The following is a 22,351-nucleotide window of genomic DNA, read 5'->3' as shown; positions in this document are numbered from 1 at the left end:
AACCAATTAACATAATTTTAACACCGTTAATTTATTGGGGAATATATGGCTAAAATAACAACACTAATAGGCTTGCTGGGACTCAGCTTATTCGCCACCACCGCCACAGCGGATACCATTGAACAAGCCGCTCAAAAGTTCAGTAAACCCTCGCCATCATTCTCACCAAGCATCTCACCGTCGGGTAAATACATTACCTTTAAAGCTAAAGTTGAAGGAAAAGATGTACTCGCAATCTTAACGACCAAAGATCTTAAAATTATTCATGGCGTTAAATTTAGAGGCAATAGACAAGTTGGTGATTATCATTGGGTTAATAATGAACGCCTTGTTGTTACTAAAGAGTATTTAAAAGGCTGGAGTACCCAACCCCAATATTATGGCGAAATGTTTGCTGTTAATGCCGATGGTAGTAAGCCCACTAATGTTTTTGGTCACCAAGCGGGTGAACAACAAACTGGTAGTCATATCAAAAAGAAAAAATCAATTAGAGCATCAGGGTTTATGCTCGACCCTTTAGTTAATGATAAAAAATATATGCTCATTAGTGCTATTCCTTGGGGCAATGATTTTAGTCGGACGCTTAACTACGACCTACCAAAAGATGTCTATAAAGTTGATGTTTATAAAGGTTTTTCAAAGAAACAAATGCGCGCTCCTGTTGGAAACACACAGTTTTTGACTGACAACGATGGTACTATTCGTTTTGCTGTTGGAAGAGATAAAAATAACGATTACCAACTCTATACTCGCGAAGATAAAAAATGGATCCACAGTGATAAATTTAACCACATAAAATTAGCGCAATTTAAGCCAATTTCATTTAGCGCTGATAATCAAAGTGTCTACGCACTCGCACTCACTGATAACACCACTGAAGCACTGTATAAATTAAACCTAAAAACAGGTGAACATAAAAAAATTATCCAAGATGAACATGTCGATACCACTAATGTTTGGCTGGATAATAATAAACAACTCTATGCCATTGAATTTGAAAATGGCTATCCCACCTACACCTTCGTTGATAAAGAAAATGCCGATGCTAAAAGTTTAAAACAATTACTGGCAAGTCTGCCTGGCCATCAAGTACGTATAGTTAGCCAAACCCATGACGGTAATAAGTTAATTCTATCCGCCTTTAACGACCGCAACCCTGGTGACTTTTATCTTTTTGACCGAAAAAATGTCAAATTAAGCTATCTATTTTCCCATGCGGATTGGCTTAATCCTGATGATATGGCTGAAGTAAAACCGATTAAATTCACTAATCGTGATGGCCAAACCATTCATGGTTACCTAACCTTACCTCACGGCATTGCAGCTAAAAACTTGCCCATGATTGTTAACCCACATGGCGGCCCACATGGACATGAATCGCGTGATTGGTGGGGCTTTGATAAGCAAAACCAATTTCTTGCTAGTCAAGGTTATGCCGTGCTGCAAGTGAACTTTCGCGGTACTGGTGGTTATGGCCAAGCCTTTGAAGCCTCAGGTTATCAAAAATGGGGCACAGATATTCAACACGATATTATTGACGGCACCCGATATGTCATTAATGAGGGCATCGCCAATAAAGATAAGTTATGTATCGTCGGAGCCAGTTTTGGCGGATACAGCGCACTACAAAGCGCTATTGTCGAACCTGATATGTTCAAATGTGCCATTGGCATTGCAGGTATATACGACTTACCAATGATGTTTGAAGAAGGCGATATACAAGACCGAGAATCCGGCTTAAGTTATTTAAAAATGGCGCTAGGCACAGATGAAAATATTCAAAAAGCCATGTCGCCAGTACATAACGTCAATAAGCTCAAAGCCAAACTCATGCTAGTCCACGGCGGTAAAGATGAACGAGCACCAATCGAGCAATATGAGTCATTAACCGAAGCGTTAGATGAGATAGATTACCCATACCAAACCTTAGTGATTGATAACGAAGGTCACGGATTCTATGACGATAAACATCAACAACAACTGTTCATTAAAATGGGCCAGTTCTTACAACAACATCTAAAATAACCCTCCACTGTGGTACTCCATAAGTAGGAGTACCACTTTTCCGATTAGCGATATCGAAAAATAAGCCGCAACGGACATATCAAACTGGTATAATTTCGCCTAATAAGAATTAGTGTGCCATCATATTAGTGTCATCACGACACAGGCAACTAAGGTAATCAACGAAATTGACTCTGAATGAGAACACTCTTCAGGCGGAGGAAAAATGGCATTAAGTGAAGCAGCAACTAAAGTTCAAGCGGCATTACTAGCGCGAGGGTTAGAAACCCCAATGCAGGCTAATTCGCTAAGCAGCGCTGAGCGAAAAACTCAAATTGAACATCATATGCAGCAAATTCTAACGCTGATGTCGTTAGACCTCACTGATGATAGCCTAGCCGACACACCAAGACGTGTCGCTAAAATGTATGTTGATGAAATCTTTTCAGGCTTAGATTACGCCAACTTCCCCAAAATTACCGTCATCGATAATAAAATGGGATTTGATGAGATGGTGCGCGTACAAGACATCAGTCTCACTAGCACATGTGAACACCATTTAGTGACCATTGATGGTGTCGCGACCGTGGCTTATCTGCCCAAAACAAAGATTATTGGTTTATCTAAAATTAATCGCATCGTGCGCTTTTTTGCCCAGCGCCCGCAAGTACAAGAGCGTCTCACCCAGCAAGTGTTAGTGGCGCTACAAACCCTGCTTGAAACAGACGATGTTGCAGTAAAAATGGATGCAGTGCACTACTGCGTAAAATCTCGCGGTGTGATGGACTCAACCAGCTCAACGACCACTACGGCACTGGGGGGAAAATTTAAATCAAACCCACCAACTCGCGCCGAGTTTTTACAGCAAATCCGCTGATATCAAATAAAAAATGCTGCGAAATTCGCAGCATTTTTTCAACAGTTAATCAATCTATTCAGCTTGACCAGAATGAGAATTCGACTCACTAAATTGAATTTGATTATCTGTCACTTCAGACACCTCACTCGAAAATGCACATAACTCAGCAGTCGCATCAGAAGGATGATGTTGCCAAGCCATAAAACGAAGGCGGCGAGTACGCACAAGTGTGCGACGGTGTCTTGGGGTTCTAAATGCCATACTGCTCTCTATATGCGCTAACTGCGGCTAATTGAGCTTCCATGCCTGGTTTTTCACTTAAATAAGCAATTAAGTCAGTCAGTGTAATAATTGCAATCACACCACAGCCATAATCACGTTCCACTTCTTGAATGGCAGACAATTCGCCTTTGCCCTTCTCTTGTCTATCAAGTGCAATTAATACACCTGCTAAACTCGCCTGATGCGCGTTGATGATATCCATTGATTCGCGAATAGCGGTACCTGCCGTAATCACATCGTCAACTAACATCACACGACCTTGTAGCTCGCTACCCACTAAGCTACCACCTTCACCATGATCTTTCTTTTCTTTACGGTTAAAGCAGTAAGGCGCATCAATATCATGATGTTCAGCCAATGCAACCGTAGTCGTGGTCGCAATTGGAATACCTTTATAAGCTGGACCAAACACTAAATCATATTCGATACCAGAATCCACTAACGCAGATGCGTAAAAACGGCCTAAACGCGCTAAATCACGGCCAGTATTGAATAACCCCGCGTTAAAAAAGTATGGGCTTGTACGACCAGACTTTAACGTAAACTCACCAAAACGTAATACCTGACGCTCAAGGGCAAACTCAATAAACTCACGTTGATAGGCTTTCACAACATCTCCTTAAATTATTATTTTTTAGGTACAGCAGTTTTATTTTTCTCTAAAAAAAGGACCCCGTAGGGTCCTTAAATACAAATTAGTTTAACGCAGCCTTCTGCACGTCGATGATTTCTCGAATGCCATGCTTAGCTAAATCTAATAAGCTTAATAATTCCTCGTGGCTAAACGGCTCACCTTCAGCGGTGCCTTGGATCTCAATGATCTTACCCGTTTCAGTCATTACCACGTTCATATCAGTTTCAGCAGCGCTGTCTTCAATATACTCTAAATCACAAATAGGCTCACCCTTATAAATACCTACGCTTACAGCCGCGATTAAGAATTTAAGAGGGTTAGTTTTTAAAATGCCCTTAGCACGTGCCCAGTTAAGCGCATCAACTAATGCCACACAAGCACCAGTGATTGCAGCAGTACGAGTACCGCCATCAGCTTGAATCACATCACAATCGATAACAATTGTGTTTTCGCCAAGTAGCTTCATGTCTACCGCTGCACGTAATGCACGACCAATTAGACGTTGGATCTCTTGAGTACGACCCGCTTGCTTACCCTTAGCGGCTTCACGTTGCATACGAGTATGAGTTGAACGTGGCAACATACCATATTCCGCCGTTACCCAGCCTTTACCTTGTCCTTTAAGGAAACGTGGTACGCCTTCTTCGAAAGAAGCAGTACAAAGGACTTTTGTGTCACCAAATTCAACTAAAACAGAACCTTCTGCATGAGCAGTAAAGTTACGAGTAATCGTCACTGGGCGACTTTGAGCTGGAGTTCTATTGCTAGGGCGCATAGGTGAATTCCTGTAATAAAGGGTACGAGCAAATATGGGGCAGCATTATATACCCAAGCCACCTGAAGATGCCAGCTTCAGAAGTCTTGAGCCTACGTAAATCTAGCCTCGATAGTATCTAAATTATGATTCTCTTTTGAGTTCATACTGCAACAAAACGAGCAGCTTCAGAAGTCTTGAATGAGAGCAACTATGGGCTCATTCAGAAGCCATTTCTCCATAACAAGATTGAAGATGCATCAAATAAACGTTTAAACCACATTGGCTTTACTCACCAAATAAGTCACTACAACAAACGAACTAATTCAGCTTCAAACGCGCACTTAAAGGCCATTTGGGTGTACAATCGCGGCGTACTTATGTGATAAATATTTAGGAAAACCACATGATTCAAAGCATGACAGCCTATGCTCGTATTGAGCATAAAGCCGACTGGGGCACCGCCTCATGGGAAATTCGTTCAGTTAACCAACGTTATTTAGAAACTTACCTGCGCCTACCAGAGCAATTCCGTAGCCTAGAGCCAGTGCTACGCGATCGCCTACGCAAGCGTCTAAACCGCGGTAAAATTGAAGTGAATCTACGTTTTGAGCTAGCAGATAGCACACAAAACGAACTACAAATGAACCAAGCACTAGCAAAACAACTCGTTAACGCTGCTAACTGGTTAAAGCAAGAAGCTGGACAAGGTGAAGTTAACCTTGTTGATATTCTACGCTGGCCGGGCGTAATGATGAGCTCAGAGCAAGATATGGATGTCGTAGGCACTGACCTACTCACAGCATTCGACCAAGCATTAGATCAGTTTATTGCAGCTCGTGGCCGAGAAGGCGAAGCCATCAACACCATGCTAACCACACGCTTAGATCAAGTGATGGAGCAAGTGGCTATCGTACGCAAGCATATGCCAACAGTGATGCAGTGGCAGCGTGACAAGTTGACTAATCGTCTAGCAGAAATCAAAGGCGAATTAGATCCAGCACGTATTGAACAAGAGATGGTATTACTGGCACAAAAGATGGATGTGGCAGAAGAGATGGATCGTCTTGAAGCACACGTGGTTGAAACTGGCCGTATTCTTGCGAAAGGTGGCAGCCAAGGCCGTCGTCTAGACTTTATGATGCAAGAGTTCAACCGTGAATCAAACACCCTCGCCTCTAAGAGCATCAGCGGTGAAGTCACTGCTGCTGCAGTTGAACTAAAAGTGATCATCGAGCAAATGCGCGAACAGATCCAGAATGTAGAATAGGTATTTAAAGCCTCTTATTAGCTAAAATTCTGTAATTGCGGTTTTTAGTATTTTATTTGTTTTTACTTGTTCTAAATAGTTTCACTTGAAGTGGTGACTAAAATAATTAGTCACCACATTGAGTCATAACTTAATGAATAATTAGCTTTTATTAAGAGTAACAAGCTAGAACGTAAGGCTATCGATGATGGACATAGTGACATTAATCGCCTCAATTCCCCGTATAGAATCCCTTTTAAACGTCTCATTACCCTCTGTGATTGCCCAAACCTGTTTACCTAACAGGATAGTACTCGTAACCGATAATGTCCCCTTAACAGACCAAGAACTTACCGCAGTAAAGGCCTTGGTTGCGCCTATTCAAGTTACAGCCCTCATTAATCAACGAGCTCAAGGTGCAGCAGGCTCCTGGAACACAGGGTTAATCTACATAGATAATCAATTTGAAGATTGTTATGTAGCGATATTAGATGATGATGATTGTTGGCATCCAAACCACTTGGATCAATGCATCAGCCTCTCTGAGCAAGGTCGTGCAGATGTCGTACTATCGGGAATTGCAGTTGTTCAAGAGGGTAAATTAGTTATTGCTAACATTCCTAATAACATAGTGCAGAGTGACTTTTTAATTGGCAACCCAGGCTGGCAAGGCTCAAATACTTTTTGTCGTTTGCAACTCCTAAGGAAGGTTGGAGGCTTCAGTGATGGACTGATTAGCAGTAATGATAAAGATTTGGCTATCAGAATATTGTCAATACCAGAAATAGTAATTACATATACACAGATTGTGACTGTCACTTGGAATTTAGGTATGCATTCTAATTCGTTGTCAGCCAATGGCTCATTCCAGAAAATTAAAGGCTGTGCTCAATTTCTGTCATTGCATGGCAAGCTTATGTCTACAGACCAACTGGACAAGTATTTTGAAAGAACATTGTCTAAGTTCAATATCACCAAGCAAGTTATCTTAAATGAAATAAACGCTAATAAGGATAATAAAATTGTTGCCGGTTCGCTCTTTTAAAACTACCCGTAAGCCGACAGCAGGCTTGGTATTACGTCAAATTGTAAAACATAAGTTATGTGATTTAAAATATATTAATGCCCCTATTTTAATAGGGATAGGCTTACATAATCAGGCAAACTCCCTTGCTAGAGCATTACTCAGTGCTATATCGCAAACAGTCGTTGTTGAATGTAAAGCACAAATAGTTATTGTTGATGATCAATCCACGGATAACTGGAGGGGATATAGTGAAGAGCTTTTATCTCACCCTTCTGTCACTATATTAAGTGCTGCTTGTGGTTCACCTGCAAGAATGAGAAATCAGATACTTGATTATGCGGCAACAACCTCTGCAAAGTGGGTTGCTAGGCTAGATGCTGATGATGTCTTCGATAATACCAAAAGTGTTGAGTCCTTATGGATAAAAGGAGAAGAGAAACAAGTTGATTTTATTCTTGGAAGTAATCGATTAGTTCAAGATGGCAATTTGTTATTACAAACGAATATTGCTGACCCAAAGATTCTATTGAATCCTGACAAGTTGCTCACTTTCATAAATGGCTTTTGCAATGGTAAATCCAGTAATGAACTACCTTCATGTAATTTGCTACTCAGCACAAAGGTGACTGAACGCTATCCAAACATTCGAAGCGCTGAAGACCATTGGTTTGTCACTAGATTATTGTTATTACCTCAGTTTACGGGTGAAATTATTAGTTACCCATACTACGCGAGATATACTTTGGAGGGTACAGATACCCAAAGTAATAAAAATAAAGACGTTTGGAAAGTACAACGACAGCGCTTAGCTTATGTTGCAAAACAATGGTTTTTAGCACAAAAGCCCTATCACCACTATTTAGGTTCAGGACAAGAGGGTGTCGTTGTTCAAAGAGATGACGAAATTAAGAAGCAGTTTTATCCATGGGCATTAGATGATGAACATGTAAATTGGCTTAAACAAGCATTACCCCGTAATAACCTCGTCCCTCAAGCAAAGTGGATCAAGCAACAAAACTACTGGTGTTATAGTACTCCTAATTTATGCTCTACAGAATTACAAATACCCATATCAAGTATTGTAGTTTGCCAATTTCTACAAGGAATGTATAAAGCCGGAGTCTGTTGTATGAATATTAAAAGAGATAATATTCGTCAACTTCCAGATGGTAGCCTGCACTATATAGATATAGGCAGTGATATTCAGCCACTTACATCAAGTAAGTTTCTTGATATGACTGCACGTTTGTACGCAATAGCTATTCTCCAGCTACCTGATGAGGAGTTAGTTAGGCGCCAATCATTTGTTCCGCAAGATAAAGCATTAGATCAATTAAAAGGCTTTTCAGACTTTTATTTAGCACTTATCGAAGCATTACACCCTAATGTTGCTTTGCAGCAAAGTAATGAACTTATACCATTTAAGGCAAATGTAGATATAGACACAACACTGCTCATCAAGGCCTGTTCTCAAGATTCAGAAGTATTGTTTTCGCAAGTCAGTCATATTGTTACCCAATTAAACTTCCCTCGAAGATTTAAACGAATCATCCTGCTTATCGATAATTATCTTGGACCGTTTTTACGCCAGTTTCATCAAGGTGATTTTAATAAACTGAACCTTGTTGCCAATAAACTATTGAAGGAAAAGGTTATTGATGAAATTCTTTTAGCCCCAACTTGTGAGCTCCAAATACAAGCTACTTATAGCCAATGGTTTGGTACATCTGAAGTCACTCATTCTCACACTGAGAAACTTGCACCTCTTTTTTCTCAAGTATGGGCATTTGATCAAATTGAAACACGATATGTATTGCAGTGTGACTGTGATGTACTGGTGGGCAGAAAAGATTGGCAACATGATTATTTAGCAGAAATGAAAGCTGAGCTAGTAAATCCTTCCGTTCTTAGCGTGGGATTTAATATTCCTAAATCAACTGATAAGTTTTTACCATATTTTGGTCAAGATGGGCTATTTGCACCAGAGGTTAGAATGGGGTTACTAGACCTAAAAAAAATCACAGCACTACAGCCTATTTCTAACCCGGTTATCAATAGTAAATTTACACTAACCTGGCATCGTGCTTTACAAGCTAGACAAAAGCTAGATAGCCTCAGCTCATTACGTGGCGGTGACCCAAAAACCTTTTATGTACACCCTCGAAATGAAGACAAAATAAATGTCGATTTTGCTGTTGTTAGAGATAATATTGCCCAAGGTTTGTATCCCGAAGATCAACAAGAACAGTTTGACTTAGTGGCCAACGCAGACTGGCACTACCCTCAGCGAAAAGAGTCGGTAATCTTTTTATTAAAGGGGCGGTATACCAGTATTGAAAAGCTAATTCGTTGTCTTGATAGCTTAAGAGCACAGACTATTCAATCATTTGGCATTGTCTTAATCGATGATGCTAGTGGTTATAGCCACAATTGGCACTACCCCCTACTACTGGGATCATTAAAGCCAAGAACGACACTTATTCGTCGCGAACAACACCAAGGACGCATACCTAACTTTATCTATGGTATATCCGAAGTATGTTGCAATGATGAAAGTATAATAGTGATCTTAGATCAAGATGATTGCTTGATGCGCAAAGATGTAGTGCAAAGTATTTGCGATGCAGAAAAAGCGGGGGCAGATCTTATACAGATGCCAATGTTTAGACCAAATAAGCCCCTAAAGCTCTATCAACCAGAATATACAGATGTGAGGCATAAAGGAGGAGGTAACGTCTGGGCACATCAGCGTGCATTTAAAAAATCGTTATTTGATAATGTTCCTCTTTCTTATTTTAAAAACGGTAATGAATGGATAGCATCAGTTACTGATTACGCAACGATGCTGCCAATGGCTGAAATGGCAAACCATCCAATATTTTTAGATCAAGGGTACACCTACTTTCATCAGCGAGATGAATATACGCAATCCCAAAAAGCAGAACAAACTAAGTTACTGCATAATTTATTTACTAAAGAGTCTTTACGAGTTAGAGAATAACACCTGTTGACACCAAGCAAGAGTATAATGAATTGTAGCTATTGCACCTGAAGCATTATAGTCAAATAACCACCAATTTTTAGAATAATGTTGTTTTCTATTTAGGTGAAATAATGGTTCAAGCTCTTGTAAAGAGTCTCTGGTTAAGTGTGACGACCAACATTCTACAGAGATCTGTGATAATTGGTTAATGGCTTCTAAATCAGCAGGCCGTTGCTGTAATTGTAATAATAAGTAATCAGGATTTGCAATCCACTCGCGCCCAGTTGGGGCCGACTTCAGAGTTAAGTCGGGCCATGCAATGGAATACCGCTTACGTAATTGCAATGCAATATGACGTTCACCTAGCCAATTGTGATATTGGCTAGGGATTGCTCTTTTAGAAGAGCAATTGTCAGGTATCACTATCGAAGGTAGTAGCGTCATGCCCATTACACATATGTCCGCTTCTGATATTTGTGTTAGAGCATGCATAGTGGTTAGCCCAACAGATGCTACCTGTCCTAAGTCATGGCATAACAATGCATGGCTTTGTATTAATTGTGCAGCAAAAAGTTCAGTCGCCAATATGCCAGATATACACTTAGGTAAATCAGCGTTCGCTAACATTGCATTATAGATGCGGCTAGCGCTAGTGAGGTCGTTATAGCCATGATTAAATACAACAGTGTTGAACTTAGATTGTGACAACAATCCATATACCGAATCAGTGGTTGGCCCATTACCAATAAGTAACCATGGCGCAGATTGGCAATATTCGTTGTTAATAAGCATCAATAATATCGAGTTACACCGAAGATAACTCGCATAATATGAGATATAAGCAGAGAGCTAAAGTACAAAGTGAAAAATTGGAATTTACGTAAGACTAATCAATCCTCCTTTCGGTACCCTAAAGATTATCCAACGAAGTATGTCACATTGATTCGCTGGTTATTCGCGTTAAAAAAACTGCTACGTTGGTTACGGATTCAAAAGCTTCCGACAATGTTTATGGGCGGTCAATATCATACATCACACGAATTGATTGAAATCGATATAACCTATCAATGCAACTTGAAATGCAATAATTGCAATCGTTCGTCCGCTCAAGCTCCTGATAATATACATATAGATCTGAACCAGATAATCAATTTTGTAGAGCAATCCTTAAAACGCCCGACTCCTTGGAAACGTATTAGAGTGTTGGGTGGTGAACCAACCTTGCACCCCGAATTTAGCGCCATAATGGAACAGTTATTACGACTTAAAGCAGCTCACCCAGAAACCATTATTGAGCTAGTTACGAATGGTTATGGCCGAAAAGTGAATGCAACATTAGACCGCATTCCTGAAGGTATCTCTATAGAGAACTCATATAAGAACAGCAATGTTCAACCTAGTTTTGGGCCATTTAATATGGCGCCGCAAGATAGTATTTGGTACACATTCGCTGACTATAGCAACGGGTGTGACATAACAAGTAGCTGTGGCATGGGACTTACCCCACAGGGTTATTATCCTTGTGCTGTAGCGGGTGGAATAGATAGAGTGTTAGGTTTACGACGAGGAAGGCAATCGTTGCCATCAACCGATGATGACATGAGAGACTTAATGGAGATTGCCTGTAGATTGTGTGGTCGATTTTATGATGGTCACTATGTACCTGATAAATTACGTCCTCCTTTGGAGGTTCAAAAAAACTCCCACTCTTGGGATAAGCATTACCAAGACTGGGCGAAAAGGCGCATAGAGACTCAAAACAAATAACAGTGTTTAGTATGGTGATATATATAAATAATAACCGACACAACACCTAACACATTGTATTTCTTTAATTAGTCATTTTTTGCTACATTCAGATCCAAAACGTAGAATAATCACTATTCTACGCTTCTTTAAAGCTCGCTTCGGCGAGCTTTTTTATTGAACACATCTTGTGCCATTTGTTACTAGAAAGTTGATTATTATTTTAAAATAAGAACAGCCTTAAGGCTTATTGATATAGCGGCAAAATAATCAATAACAGCATGAATAATAACAAATTAAACTAATACAATAACTTGATAATATTTCATCAGCTAAAGTAATCAATTCAAATTTAGTAATTACCGTTTCCTTTTTTCAGAAAAATCTAACCTTAGCTTCCTCGCCTAATATCATTGCATCTAAACAGTTAAGAACACCCTAAATTATTAATGATAATTGCTTCTATATTAATAAGTTACAAATCAACTATCCGTCCACCAGCCAATACGACTTTATTACGATGCGTTAACCATAAAATAAATACCAACAAACTGTTAGCAATAAAAATAACCACTGTATTTTTTACGCACCAATCAACAACATCTTAGCCAAACAACAACTTATACACATGCGTATCCAACTGATTTTAAACAGTTAATATCGGTTGACCAAGATCATTTTTATCAACATTTATAACATTACAATCCACACCTGTTAGTGAAGCATCAATTAAGAATGGTCGGCTAACGGGCAATGCTCGCTATTCAAACGAATAACAGCAAAATCAAGTCATTGAGCCTAGCAACAGGCTTAGTGGCAACTCATAATAAATAGGGTTGATATGATGAAAACAAAATACAGTGTGTTGGGATTGGCAATTCTAGCCAGTATCTCTGGCTGTTCAGACGACACCACTACAATCATTAACACAGATAGCGGCTACGCACCTGTGGTTACTGAAGGTAAAACCTTAACTAACACGCCAGACATCGTAGTAAAAAGCCAACAAGAAGTTGATGAGCTAACCATTACTATCGGTGCTACTGCTGACTTACATGGCCGTATTTTTGGTTATGATTATGCATTAGATGCAGAAGATAAAGATGCAGGTTTAACCCGTATCGCTACCCTGCTAAAGCAGCAAAAAGCTGACCACCCAAATATGATTTTGGTTGATATCGGTGATACCGTGCAAGGTAACTCAGCGCAGCTATTCAACGATGACCCAACTCACCCAGTAGTATCAACCTAAACGCACTAGAGTTCGATTTATGGGTACCGGGTAACCACGAGTTCAACTTCGAACGTAGCTTTATCGACCGTAACCTAGACCATTTCAATGGCGCGGTTATCTCAAGCAACATTAAGTGGGAAGACAACAGCGCAAACTACATTCGCGCTTACCAAATCTTTGAAGTTGATGGTGCAAAAGTGGCGATTGTAGGTTTAACTCCGTCAAACGTACCAAACTGGGAAGCATCAGCTCCTAGCCATTTCGCGGGTTTAAAGTTTGATGAAGAATTAGCATCAACTCGTGCCGCTGTTGATGAATTAATTCAAAAGTACTCACCAGATGTGATTGTGGGTGCATTCCATATCGGTCGTGATTCAGATGCGGGCGCTGGCGTACATAAAATTGCAGCAGAAATGGCAGACAAGTTTGACGTCATCCTAGCAGGTCACGAGCACGCCACTTATATTGAAAGCGTACAAAAAGCGACTGGTGATGAAATTAAAGTCGCTGACATTTCATTAGCAGGCGGTGACGTAGCGGAAGATAAAGCACTGGCAGGCACTTATAACGAAGCAAACCGCAGCCAAAGCGTTAAAATTATCGAGCCGGGCAAATGGGGTTGGGCACTGGCGAAAGCTGAGATCCAGTTAAAGAAAAATGCCGCTGGCAAGTGGGAAATGGTTGATACCACATTAAGCAACATCACCACTAAAGATGTTGTAGAAAATGAAGATATCAAAGCACAGTTCCAATATATTGATGATGTATCAAAAACAGATGCGCAGACAGAATTAGGTAAAGTCGTTGGCGACTTCACACCGGGTAAAGGCGCAGATGAAGCAACGCATCAAGACCTAAACCAAGAAATTGGCCGTCTATACACCACAATTCACACCGCAAAAGTGGTTGATACGCCATTAATGGACTTCATCCATCAAATCCAGATCCAAAAATCAAAAGCAGACATCTCTGCAGCATCACTATTCTCTGACAGCTCAAACCTAATTGACGGTCAAACTTACGCAAAGAAAGATTCAACTAACCTGTACAAGTACGATAACACGCTTATCGGTATCAACATGACAGGTGAAAACCTAAAGCGTTATATGGAGTGGTCATACACCTACTTCAATACCTATAAAGAAGGCGACCTAACGGTTTCATTCGCAAAAGGTAGTAAAGCTTACATGTACGATCAGTTCGACGGCCAAATTCAATTTGTAGTTGATTTAGCAGGTGAAGCGTTCTCAATGGACGACACCTATAACATCACTAACGAAGGTAACCGTATCGAAATTATCGAGATCAACGGCAAGCCATTTGATCCAAAAGCAACCTACAAAGTGGCCTTAAACAGCTACCGTTGGGGCTCAAACGTGAAGAAGTACGGCTGGGCAACCGATGCAGACGTATACTACGACTCAGTTAACGAACCAGTATACGCAGTGCGCGACATGCTAACTGAATATGTTGAAGTGAACAAAGGCGTTAACGCTAAAGACTTCAGCAATCCAAACTGGGAATTCAAGCAGTACCAAGCAAACGGCGCAATCACGCTATTACGTACCGATAACGGTGCAGGCGAAGCGCTATGGAACCGTCTAATCAAGCAAGAAATCTGTGTAAAGATTGACCCAGAAAATCCAAAGTACCCAGGCATTTTACACTCACTAAACGTGAAAGATGCGAGCACTTATTTTGTGAACCCTAACTACGGTAATGCGGATCAAAATCAAGTGTACAAAGGCTGCGTGCCTGAAGCTTAATTGATTAAGTTTTAGTGGCCATAGATAACCCTGCCATATTGGTAGGGTTATCTTAAGCACATTACATTCGTCAAAGCGAATAACGCTATTGATTAACCCTCGTAATCATGGTGAACAAGTCACCTAAAGTAGTTTTCTTATGCTAACCACTTATCGCTTTACGCTGTTTATCACCCTACTTTCAACGGTAATATTTTATATTTCACCGAGTTTGAGCGACCATTTAAAACCCAAGTCATCGCTTGAGCAGGTATTTGTGGATGCCAAAGTTATCCATGTTAGCAGTAACGACCTCGCGCCCGATCCGCGCGTGCCTTCCATCCTCACTGGCAAACAAGTTTTTACCGCCGAAATTTTAGATGGCGCCTTAACAGGTAAAGTGGTCGAAGTTAAAAATCCCCTCAGCAGACAACATAACGTACTGGTATCAGAGGGCGACACCTTTATTATGATGATCCGCGAAACCGCCAACGGCACCGTTTATTGGGCCTATAACCATAAGCGTTCAACCGCGATTTATTGGATGTGTTTTGCCTTTTTATTATTGCTCTTGTCATTTGGTAAGCGTGAAGGCATTAACTCAGTGGTATCACTCTACTTTACCGCAGCATTAGTGGTCGGCGTGTTAATTCCCGCTATTTTTGCGGGTTGGGATCCAGTACTCGTCACCATCGTATTAATGGGCCTCAAAATTGTGGTTAACTTTATTTTGGTGACAGGCAATAACCGCAAAAGTTATTGCGCTATGGCAGGCACCCTACTCGGCGTCATTGCTGCAGGCGTGATGGCCCAGTTATTTGGTGAGTTTGCGCATCTATCAGGTATTTACCTCGATAAAGGCGAAGATGTTATTTACCTCGCCACCCAGCCGATTCAAATCCGCTGGCTAATGTTTGTCGCCATTATGATTTCAGCCCTAGGCGCGGTAATGGATGTGTCAATCTCTATCGCTTCAGCCTATAACGAGCTACGCATTACCGATCCAAAATTAACACCAAAACAATTAATGCAAGCCAGCATGAACATTGGTCGCGATATTATGGGCACCATGACCAACACCCTTATTATGGCATTTGCAGGTAGCTCATTGACCACCATCATGATGGTCTGGGGCTTAGATATGTCAATCACTCAATTTATCAATACGCCAGTGATTTCATTAAGCATTATCCACGCACTTGCAGGCAGCGTAGGGATTGTACTAACCATCCCTATTACCGCATGGCTCGCTATGTATATGTTAAATGAACCGATTGAAACTGAAACCGCAACACTAGAACAAGAGCCTCAGGCCACATCTTTGCCAACAAACGAAATCAAAGCATAAGATTTCTTTTAAAGATAACCCTCAACAAAAATGCCTACTTCCCTTGAAAGTAGGCATTTTTATTTGATCAAGCCATCAACAACTCAAACAACTAAAACAGAGATATAATCTCAATCTGCACCACAAAACTCGTTATACTAGTGACTCGTTATTTTGATACTTTAAGTAAGACCAAACTCAATGCCTAGCACAGATATTCAGCAGCTCATCCAAAAATTAAGAAGCTTCAACAGCGAACGTGATTGGCAACAGTTTCATTCACCTAAAAATTAATACCCAAACGACTTGAGGTTGCTATTTTCAGAAGCTCTTAAGCAAGTTCAAGTCGAGGCGCATCTATGCAGGAATGGCATTCCCTTTTAAATTGATGCAACAACGAAATGGGCTTGCTTAAGGCTTTCTTTGATGGGTTTTAACGTGCTTTATACTGCGTTATTAATTTTGATAAGGGAATAACCATTAACAGCAATCAATGCCTTGTCTAAAGCACGTTAAATTCCCACTGAATTCTGCAACCCCAAGTTGTTTGGGTATCTCATGGCACTCTCGGTTGAAGTCAGCGAGTTAATGGAACATTTTCAATGGTTGACCGAGTCGCAATCTGAACTCGAACCGAACTCAGACACCCACCAAGCCGTCTCAGAAGAAATGGCAGATGTATTGATCTACTTATTACAACTTAGCGATCGTCTAAACATTGATATTGCCCAAGCAGCCAATGCTAAGATGACAAAAAATGCCCTTAAATATCCAGTCGAGAAATTTAAAGGCAGTAGCGATAAATATGATAAGAAGTAAGTATGGTTCTGCTTGGAAAGGCTCAATGGCTTACTAATTGAGCCTGATATAGCAAAAATAACAAGACTAATCATCTTCATTATCAGTTAAAAATGAAGACCAACGAAACTAATAATGGTGATATTTAAGTAGTCAAACACCTACCACTTTATAGGGCATGAATCAGTTTCCAAATCATACGGTACAACATATAGCCTTAAATTACTCTTGTATTCAAAATGATTAAGAGGCTCTTCAAAACTGGCATTTTGGGGATAAATTAAATATAAATTCCCTTGTCCATTTAAGTATTTATCACCATAAGCAAACAACTGGTACATATCAGATTGGCTTAAATTATACTTGTTCTTTTTACTGTCAAGAGAGGCATCAAGCAATTTCCACTTAGTATCCATTACAGTAACCACTTGCGATTTATTATAAACAACAATATCTGGCTTTAATCTGAACCAATCTTTTTCCTTATGCTTTGTTAAACAGTGACTAGATACCTGCTCTTTTAATTTTAATGTTGCTGGTAATTGATTTCTTAGCTGCTTGGCAACATAACGCTCAAACAACTGTTCCATAGGGAATAGGAATGATAAACCATCATGTTTTCCCACCATAGCAACTGGTGATTGATAACTAAGAATAAGTTCACACCAAGGTTTTAGGATTCGATAGTGAGCAAGGCTTCTATCATTCTTCCACAGTCTAAAATCATAAGAATAATTTGATGATAATTCTATACCGTCAAACATAAAAAGCAGCTCTCTAGCTAGTCGTTGATTAGCACTCGTTCTAGACCATTTAAGCACCTGCTTTAATGATGAGTGTATAAGACGATTCTCGGCACGATTAGCATTATAAATATCGTGAGAAACATGAAAAAGGTTCCGACGACCTGGACGTTGTCGAATTTGCTTAGAAACCTGCAACTGACCTTTTAGGTAGGACGATTCACGCTCTACACGCTGATATTCACTTCTCAGTCCCTGTCTAAGAAGCTTAGAAACTATCTTTAAAAAATAAGCAATCAGCAATTCATAGATCGGTTGTTTCATTAGCTGTAGTTGAGTTTGTTTAAACTCCTCCAGCTTTAAATTCTCAACCTTTGCTAACATCTTTAATAGAGTCATACGAGCAATCTTAGGTTCATACACCTCAGCGGCAATCTTAGGTAAAATTTCAATACGAGTACGACATGGTGTCTCGAGGACTCCTACAAAATTCACCACCTGTAAGGCAATCGATTTCCCATACCTCTTTACCTTAACTAGCTCCCGTTGCTTTTCACCATTACTGACTCCATGCATAAGCAACCACTCAAAGGCACACCTAGGTATTGAGTGGCAATCTATGCTGCAGTTGTTGCCCCCATTGATTAAAAGAGCATACTCCCTAACGATAACATCGTTAACTTTAGAACGAATCATATATCCCTATATACGCTTCTGGATTACTTAATGCCTTAGTATTACGTTGATATGGCCGAATACCATCTTGTAACCAATCACTACCCATTAGCTGCGATACAGAAGCCTCTGTGAACTTCTCCTCGATGAACATCAACTTGGGATCTGATTTAAGGTGATCACCTAATACCTGCCCTACACGCTCCCAATCCTCAAAGAAGTATTCCTCAAGCAAAGGCAATATTTCTAGCTCAAAAATACGAGCCAAACGTTCTATCGTAGGCTCATTTATTAATGGTAAAAAGAAACTATGCCCAATGGTATGCTCACGATCATATAACAGTTCAATACGTTGATTAATGGTTTTAAGTAACTCAGCGATATTGATACCTTCAATATCGATATTCTCAAGTAATTCATGCTTGGGCATCATCTCAATAAATTCAAAGCGACGACGCAAAGCAATGTCTACTTGAGCCAATGACTTGTCAGCTGTATTCATCGTACCAATTATGTGTAAATTAGAAGGGACTGAAAATGATTCTTTCGAATAAGGTAATTTCACAGATAGGGCTTCAGATCCACCAGCACGTTTACTCTGCTCAATAAGCGTGATGAGCTCACCGAAAATATTTGAAATATTGCCACGATTAATCTCATCGATTATCAATACGCGTTTATCATTACTAACCGTTATCTTATCAAGGCCGTAATGGTGTATAGCTTGAACTAAAGGAGCTAAAATATTTGGATAGCCATTAACGATATACTTTTCCATATCGGTATCAACTCTTTCAAATACCCTTTTATACTTTATATCATCGATCGTCAGTAGGTTATTTGAAACCATAGACACAAGACTATCTACAATTGTCCTAGGCATAGGTAATAGCGACCCATTAGGCTTTCTTAGACTAATAATCTCATCAGAAATAGACTCAACTTGATATGATGAAACTTGAGTTCCTACCGAGATACCAGACACTGTGCTATCTCTTATCGTTTCACCAGCCAACATTTCCTGAAACTTTACTAAATCTAATACAGGTTCACGTAATCGATACAATGTCATCTGAGATAAGTTTTTATTAAACAACTCATCAACAGGTAAAGATGGTCCATATACTCGATGCCACATAACCTTACGCATTTGAGAGTACCCATCATCTTCAATTGCAGCTGAGTCAAATTGGTAATCACCAGTCACTTCAGCAATCGCCCTAAATTTACGATTTCCATCAGAAACTACAATTAAATCTCCGACTGACATAACATTTTTAAAGTTATTAACTGATATAACTCTGTAGTCGTAATTCTCGTTTTCTATTTCAATACCATTATATTTATACGCTTCAATGACTGCTTTTCTATCTTTTGAGGCACTAAAGTCAACGTTGTAGCCGTAGCCTAATAAAACATAATTATTTTTAAGGCATTGTTCATAAATATATGCGTCGTCCCCAAGAGTATCCCCTAAAGACATCTTCCATACTTTACGTCCCGAAATATCAATCCGATGCTGAGACTGCATCATTATCGGTTTAGCATTTGCGGCAGCACACATCCGCTTAAAAATACCATCTTCAATTTCGTAGCTGATTTGAGCTGTTTCATCACTATTAGCTTTTAGTCCTTCAACAAAGTCTTCATAACTAAAACTCTGATGAAAAGTCACAAAACCAATGCGGTTTTTAGCAACAAGTTCGTCAAAACGAGCTTTGATTTTCTTACGGTCACTCACATTTTTAGATAGATATTCAGGATCCACAATGGCAAGAGCTTTATTGATCGTGTTGTAAGTTTTGCCTGTACCAGGAGGACCATAAAGGATCGTATTTAACGGCAATCTGCACTCATTTCTGTCATCAGATACCATATTTACCTCAATTTCGGAGTCATCTGATTCGGCATCCTCAAGTGAGCTCCAAATTTCATAGCCATATTGAACAATATTGGTGTCCCCCCTATCTTTTAAGAGGCTACTATACAAATCAGAGAACTCGCCTGTCGGATCAGAGCATGCATCCCTTAGCATATCTCGTTTAAAAATATTAATGACTTTTGGGTGCTCTGGGTCTTGGTACAAAAATGCTAACTTCCACTTAAGAGTATCTGCTAGCCCAATTTCTTGAATTGCTTTTACATCTCCAGCTTCAATAAAATCGATTACTTTTAGTATTTCATTTTTTATAGAATCAAAAGCTGTTTCTTCAGTGTCGCCAAAACGAGATAGCCATGAATAAACATCTCCATGTTTAATATGAGAACGTCCACCTTTTGGTGGCTTATTACGTCGGTAAATACCAAATTTTGATGAGTCACCGCCACGAATTGAGCCCAAGATTTTAGTCTTGTGCTCCAGCCAGTATGCAAATGTGTCACGATTTTTTACATCCACATACTCTTCTAATGTCAGCTCTTCTATTCGCTTTTTCGGCCAACGAGCTAAAAATTCATCCCAAGTTGATAATCTTTGCTCTAGTGTGATTCCCATATTGATTATTTATTCCTTAGTGTTGCAGCGATTAGATAATTTGGTATTCAATTAATACGTACATAAATTATGTATTTTCTTCACACCACCGCTTCCCTCTCCTCAAACCCCACAAACTGATTAATGCCTTGCCAGAGTTGTGAATGGTTTTGTTTGGCGACTTGGTATGCCCAGTGGTTGATGCTTAGGGTTCGCTCGGCATCACAGCTGAAATAAGGGCTGAGTTCATCGCTGATCAGTTGTCGATATTGCTCTAAATTTTGAGTTAACCAGCGATGTTGATGGCTAAGTGAAGCTAAGTGATCGCGCTTGTTGTTGTTACAGCGGCGATGTGCCAATACGAAGTTATGGCCAAGATCATTTGGGTATCGAGTCCACGGAATAAAATGATCCACTTCGGCCGTGTCTTGTTGCAATTTGAGAGGCTTTTGACAATAAAAACAATTACCGGCTTGAATATCAAATAGCAGAGGCTTGGCTTGTTGTAAGCTGCGGCGATTACTGCCAAAGAGGAAATCAGCTAAATTGCCTTTATCACCAATAAGCACATCATTACGACTATTTTTACGGATTTGTAATTGCCAATGGTTACGCACCATGGTCACCACAAGATCGTAGAAGCGTCTAAAGCAAAAACTGATGCCTGCATTTAACTCGATATAATCAGTATTATGTTGATGCGGATACAAAAAACATTCATCAATACCTGCCAACTTCTGTAAGCGCCATAGTGGGCCAACTTTGACAATATTCTTGCTTGCTTTAACCAGCGTACTCCAGTCATGATGCCTTTTTAACTGACTAACACTATTGACGCCGCAAGCTCGCAGCCCAGCTAATTGAGTGAGAATTTTTGCTTGTTGACCCATGTTTTGCAGTAACAACATAGGTTCTGCTGCTGTAGCAGAATATGGCACTGAATGCTGCCAATACAGTTCGATAAATTTTTCGGCTAATTGTTGATGACTAATACGTAGCGTCGAACCACTATTCGCACTAACCGTATTCGTTAGCCCTGCCTGCTCAACACAAATATCGGCCAGCGCATGCAATAGCGCATATTTGTAGGTAGCAGAAAAATCGCCTTCAACAAAAATACGCTGCAAATAGGCAATAAAATCTAATTGAATTTGTGGACTGGCTTGCATGGCTTAATTCGCCCCAGCTTGAAAGACTAAGGTTTGCCATGAGATATGGTCGCGCTGCTGAAAATCATTTTCAGCTTGTACATGTCGCACTAAGCGCAATTGCTGTTGCTCTGCTAACCCTAGCACTTCTGCCACTGACACATGGAACATTTGCCGAGTAGTCAGATCAAATTCACTTTGACCAAAGCGCAAACTGATCACTAACAGGCCATTGGTAGCAACTAAAGGAGCGATGTTTTGCATTGCCTGCGCACGCAGTTCTGGCGCAAGATGCATCCATACCGCTGACAACAGTACTAAGTCATACTGAGCCGCTAACTTGTCAGCAGTAATAGCTTGTTTCAGTTGGATTAAAGCTGGCAAGCTATCGGCTAGCCAAGTAACGGCTTGTCCTTGAGTATATTGTTTGCCTTGCTTGGCAAATTCACTTGCTGGCTCAATTGCTACTACATTAGCCTTTGGCGTAATTTGAGCAAAATAGCGGGCATCTCGGCCACTGCCTGCGCCAATATCCAGCATATAAAATGGCTTGCTTACATCAGTGGCAATTAAATCGATCCAACCGCGATGCACATCGTCTACCGCCAAACTTTGATATTGCTCAGCTAGCTCTGTCGCTAGCTGATTGTAATAATCAATAACCACTATT

General features: G+C 40.2%; 18 protein-coding genes. 10 read left to right on the top strand and 8 right to left on the bottom strand.

The genetic code is table 11. From position 1 onward, the window contains the following. Positions 1–45 precede the first annotated feature (45 nt). Both JCM15074_RS09660 and folE read left to right on the top strand, forming a co-directional pair. The gene (locus tag JCM15074_RS09660) at positions 46–2,025 is read left to right on the top strand and encodes an alpha/beta hydrolase family protein (RefSeq protein WP_025821012.1); all 1,980 of its coding nucleotides are present in this window, start codon (positions 46–48) and stop codon (positions 2,023–2,025) included. 205 nt (positions 2,026–2,230) lie between these two features. Further along, positions 2,231–2,881: a GTP cyclohydrolase I FolE gene (gene folE, locus JCM15074_RS09655; RefSeq protein WP_025821011.1), complete on the top strand. Its 651-nt coding sequence runs from the start codon at positions 2,231–2,233 to the stop codon at positions 2,879–2,881. Between the two features lie 54 nt (positions 2,882–2,935). Here the strand turns inward: folE and JCM15074_RS09650 are convergent, their stop codons facing one another. The 3 genes from JCM15074_RS09650 to rph all read right to left on the bottom strand — a co-directional run bounded on the left by JCM15074_RS09650 (position 2,936) and on the right by rph (position 4,554). Continuing rightward, on the bottom strand, positions 2,936–3,124 hold the full coding sequence (locus JCM15074_RS09650; protein ID WP_025821010.1) for a hypothetical protein: 189 nt from the start codon (positions 3,122–3,124) through the stop codon (positions 2,936–2,938). Then, positions 3,114–3,755, bottom strand: coding sequence for an orotate phosphoribosyltransferase (gene pyrE, locus JCM15074_RS09645; protein WP_025821009.1), 642 nt, complete (start codon positions 3,753–3,755; stop codon positions 3,114–3,116). The genes JCM15074_RS09650 and pyrE overlap by 11 nt, the downstream gene beginning before the upstream one ends. An 85-nt stretch (positions 3,756–3,840) precedes the next feature. Further along, positions 3,841–4,554: a ribonuclease PH gene (gene rph, locus JCM15074_RS09640; RefSeq protein ID WP_025821008.1), complete on the bottom strand. Its 714-nt coding sequence runs from the start codon at positions 4,552–4,554 to the stop codon at positions 3,841–3,843. Positions 4,555–4,939: 385 nt separating this feature from the next. On the opposite strand from rph, the gene JCM15074_RS09635 reads away from it, so the two are divergent. The 3 genes from JCM15074_RS09635 (at position 4,940) to JCM15074_RS21710 (ending at position 9,810) form a co-directional block, all read left to right on the top strand. After that, on the top strand, positions 4,940–5,803 hold the full coding sequence (locus JCM15074_RS09635; protein ID WP_025821007.1) for a YicC/YloC family endoribonuclease: 864 nt from the start codon (positions 4,940–4,942) through the stop codon (positions 5,801–5,803). A gap of 184 nt (positions 5,804–5,987) precedes the next feature. After that, a complete protein-coding gene (locus JCM15074_RS09630) occupies positions 5,988–6,827 on the top strand; it encodes a glycosyltransferase family 2 protein (RefSeq protein WP_025821006.1) in 840 nt (279 codons plus the stop codon). After that, positions 6,805–9,810 (top strand): glycosyltransferase family 2 protein, encoded by a 3,006-nt coding sequence (locus JCM15074_RS21710; protein ID WP_084266987.1) that lies wholly within the window; start codon positions 6,805–6,807, stop codon positions 9,808–9,810. The genes JCM15074_RS09630 and JCM15074_RS21710 overlap by 23 nt, the downstream gene beginning before the upstream one ends. Here JCM15074_RS21710 and JCM15074_RS09620 read toward each other — a convergent pair. Further along, entirely contained in the window at positions 9,793–10,584 is a 792-nt protein-coding gene (locus JCM15074_RS09620; RefSeq protein WP_025821005.1) for a hypothetical protein, read from the bottom strand. The two genes, JCM15074_RS21710 and JCM15074_RS09620, sit on opposite strands and share 18 nt — an antisense overlap. A gap of 213 nt (positions 10,585–10,797) precedes the next feature. Between JCM15074_RS09620 and JCM15074_RS09615 the strand changes: the two genes are divergently transcribed. The 5 genes from JCM15074_RS09615 (at position 10,798) to JCM15074_RS09600 (ending at position 16,663) form a co-directional block, all read left to right on the top strand. Then, a complete protein-coding gene (locus JCM15074_RS09615; RefSeq protein WP_306302224.1) occupies positions 10,798–11,559 on the top strand; it encodes a radical SAM protein in 762 nt (253 codons plus the stop codon). Positions 11,560–12,379: 820 nt separating this feature from the next. Next, a complete protein-coding gene (locus JCM15074_RS24890; protein WP_234400204.1) occupies positions 12,380–12,790 on the top strand; it encodes a metallophosphoesterase family protein in 411 nt (136 codons plus the stop codon). Positions 12,791–12,969: 179 nt separating this feature from the next. Beyond that, on the top strand, positions 12,970–14,538 hold the full coding sequence (locus JCM15074_RS21705; RefSeq protein ID WP_234400203.1) for a 5'-nucleotidase C-terminal domain-containing protein: 1,569 nt from the start codon (positions 12,970–12,972) through the stop codon (positions 14,536–14,538). Between the two features lie 139 nt (positions 14,539–14,677). Continuing rightward, entirely contained in the window at positions 14,678–15,865 is a 1,188-nt protein-coding gene (locus tag JCM15074_RS09605; protein ID WP_025821003.1) for a YibE/F family protein, read from the top strand. 537 nt (positions 15,866–16,402) lie between these two features. Further along, positions 16,403–16,663 carry a nucleotide pyrophosphohydrolase gene (locus tag JCM15074_RS09600; protein ID WP_025821002.1) on the top strand — a complete coding sequence of 87 codons (261 nt, stop codon included), beginning with the start codon at positions 16,403–16,405 and terminating at the stop codon, positions 16,661–16,663. Between the two features lie 140 nt (positions 16,664–16,803). On the opposite strand, the gene JCM15074_RS09595 is transcribed toward JCM15074_RS09600, so the two are convergent. The 4 genes from JCM15074_RS09595 to JCM15074_RS09580 all read right to left on the bottom strand — a co-directional run bounded on the left by JCM15074_RS09595 (position 16,804) and on the right by JCM15074_RS09580 (position 22,347). Beyond that, positions 16,804–18,081, bottom strand: a complete 1,278-nt coding sequence (locus JCM15074_RS09595; protein ID WP_025821001.1) for an McrC family protein — start codon at positions 18,079–18,081, stop codon at positions 16,804–16,806. After that, the gene (locus JCM15074_RS09590) at positions 18,068–20,554 is read right to left on the bottom strand and encodes a DUF8426 domain-containing protein (RefSeq protein WP_025821000.1); all 2,487 of its coding nucleotides are present in this window, start codon (positions 20,552–20,554) and stop codon (positions 18,068–18,070) included. The genes JCM15074_RS09595 and JCM15074_RS09590 overlap by 14 nt, the downstream gene beginning before the upstream one ends. 80 nt (positions 20,555–20,634) lie before the next feature. Beyond that, the gene (locus JCM15074_RS09585; protein WP_025820999.1) at positions 20,635–21,702 is read right to left on the bottom strand and encodes an HNH endonuclease; all 1,068 of its coding nucleotides are present in this window, start codon (positions 21,700–21,702) and stop codon (positions 20,635–20,637) included. A gap of 3 nt (positions 21,703–21,705) precedes the next feature. Beyond that, positions 21,706–22,347, bottom strand: a complete 642-nt coding sequence (locus JCM15074_RS09580) for a class I SAM-dependent methyltransferase (protein WP_025820998.1) — start codon at positions 22,345–22,347, stop codon at positions 21,706–21,708. Between the last annotated feature and the right edge of the window lie 4 nt (positions 22,348–22,351).

The organism is Shewanella marina JCM 15074, from assembly GCF_000614975.1.
GTDB lineage: Bacteria > Pseudomonadota > Gammaproteobacteria > Enterobacterales > Shewanellaceae > Shewanella > Shewanella marina.
This window is presented reverse-complemented; position numbering and strand designations above follow the sequence as displayed.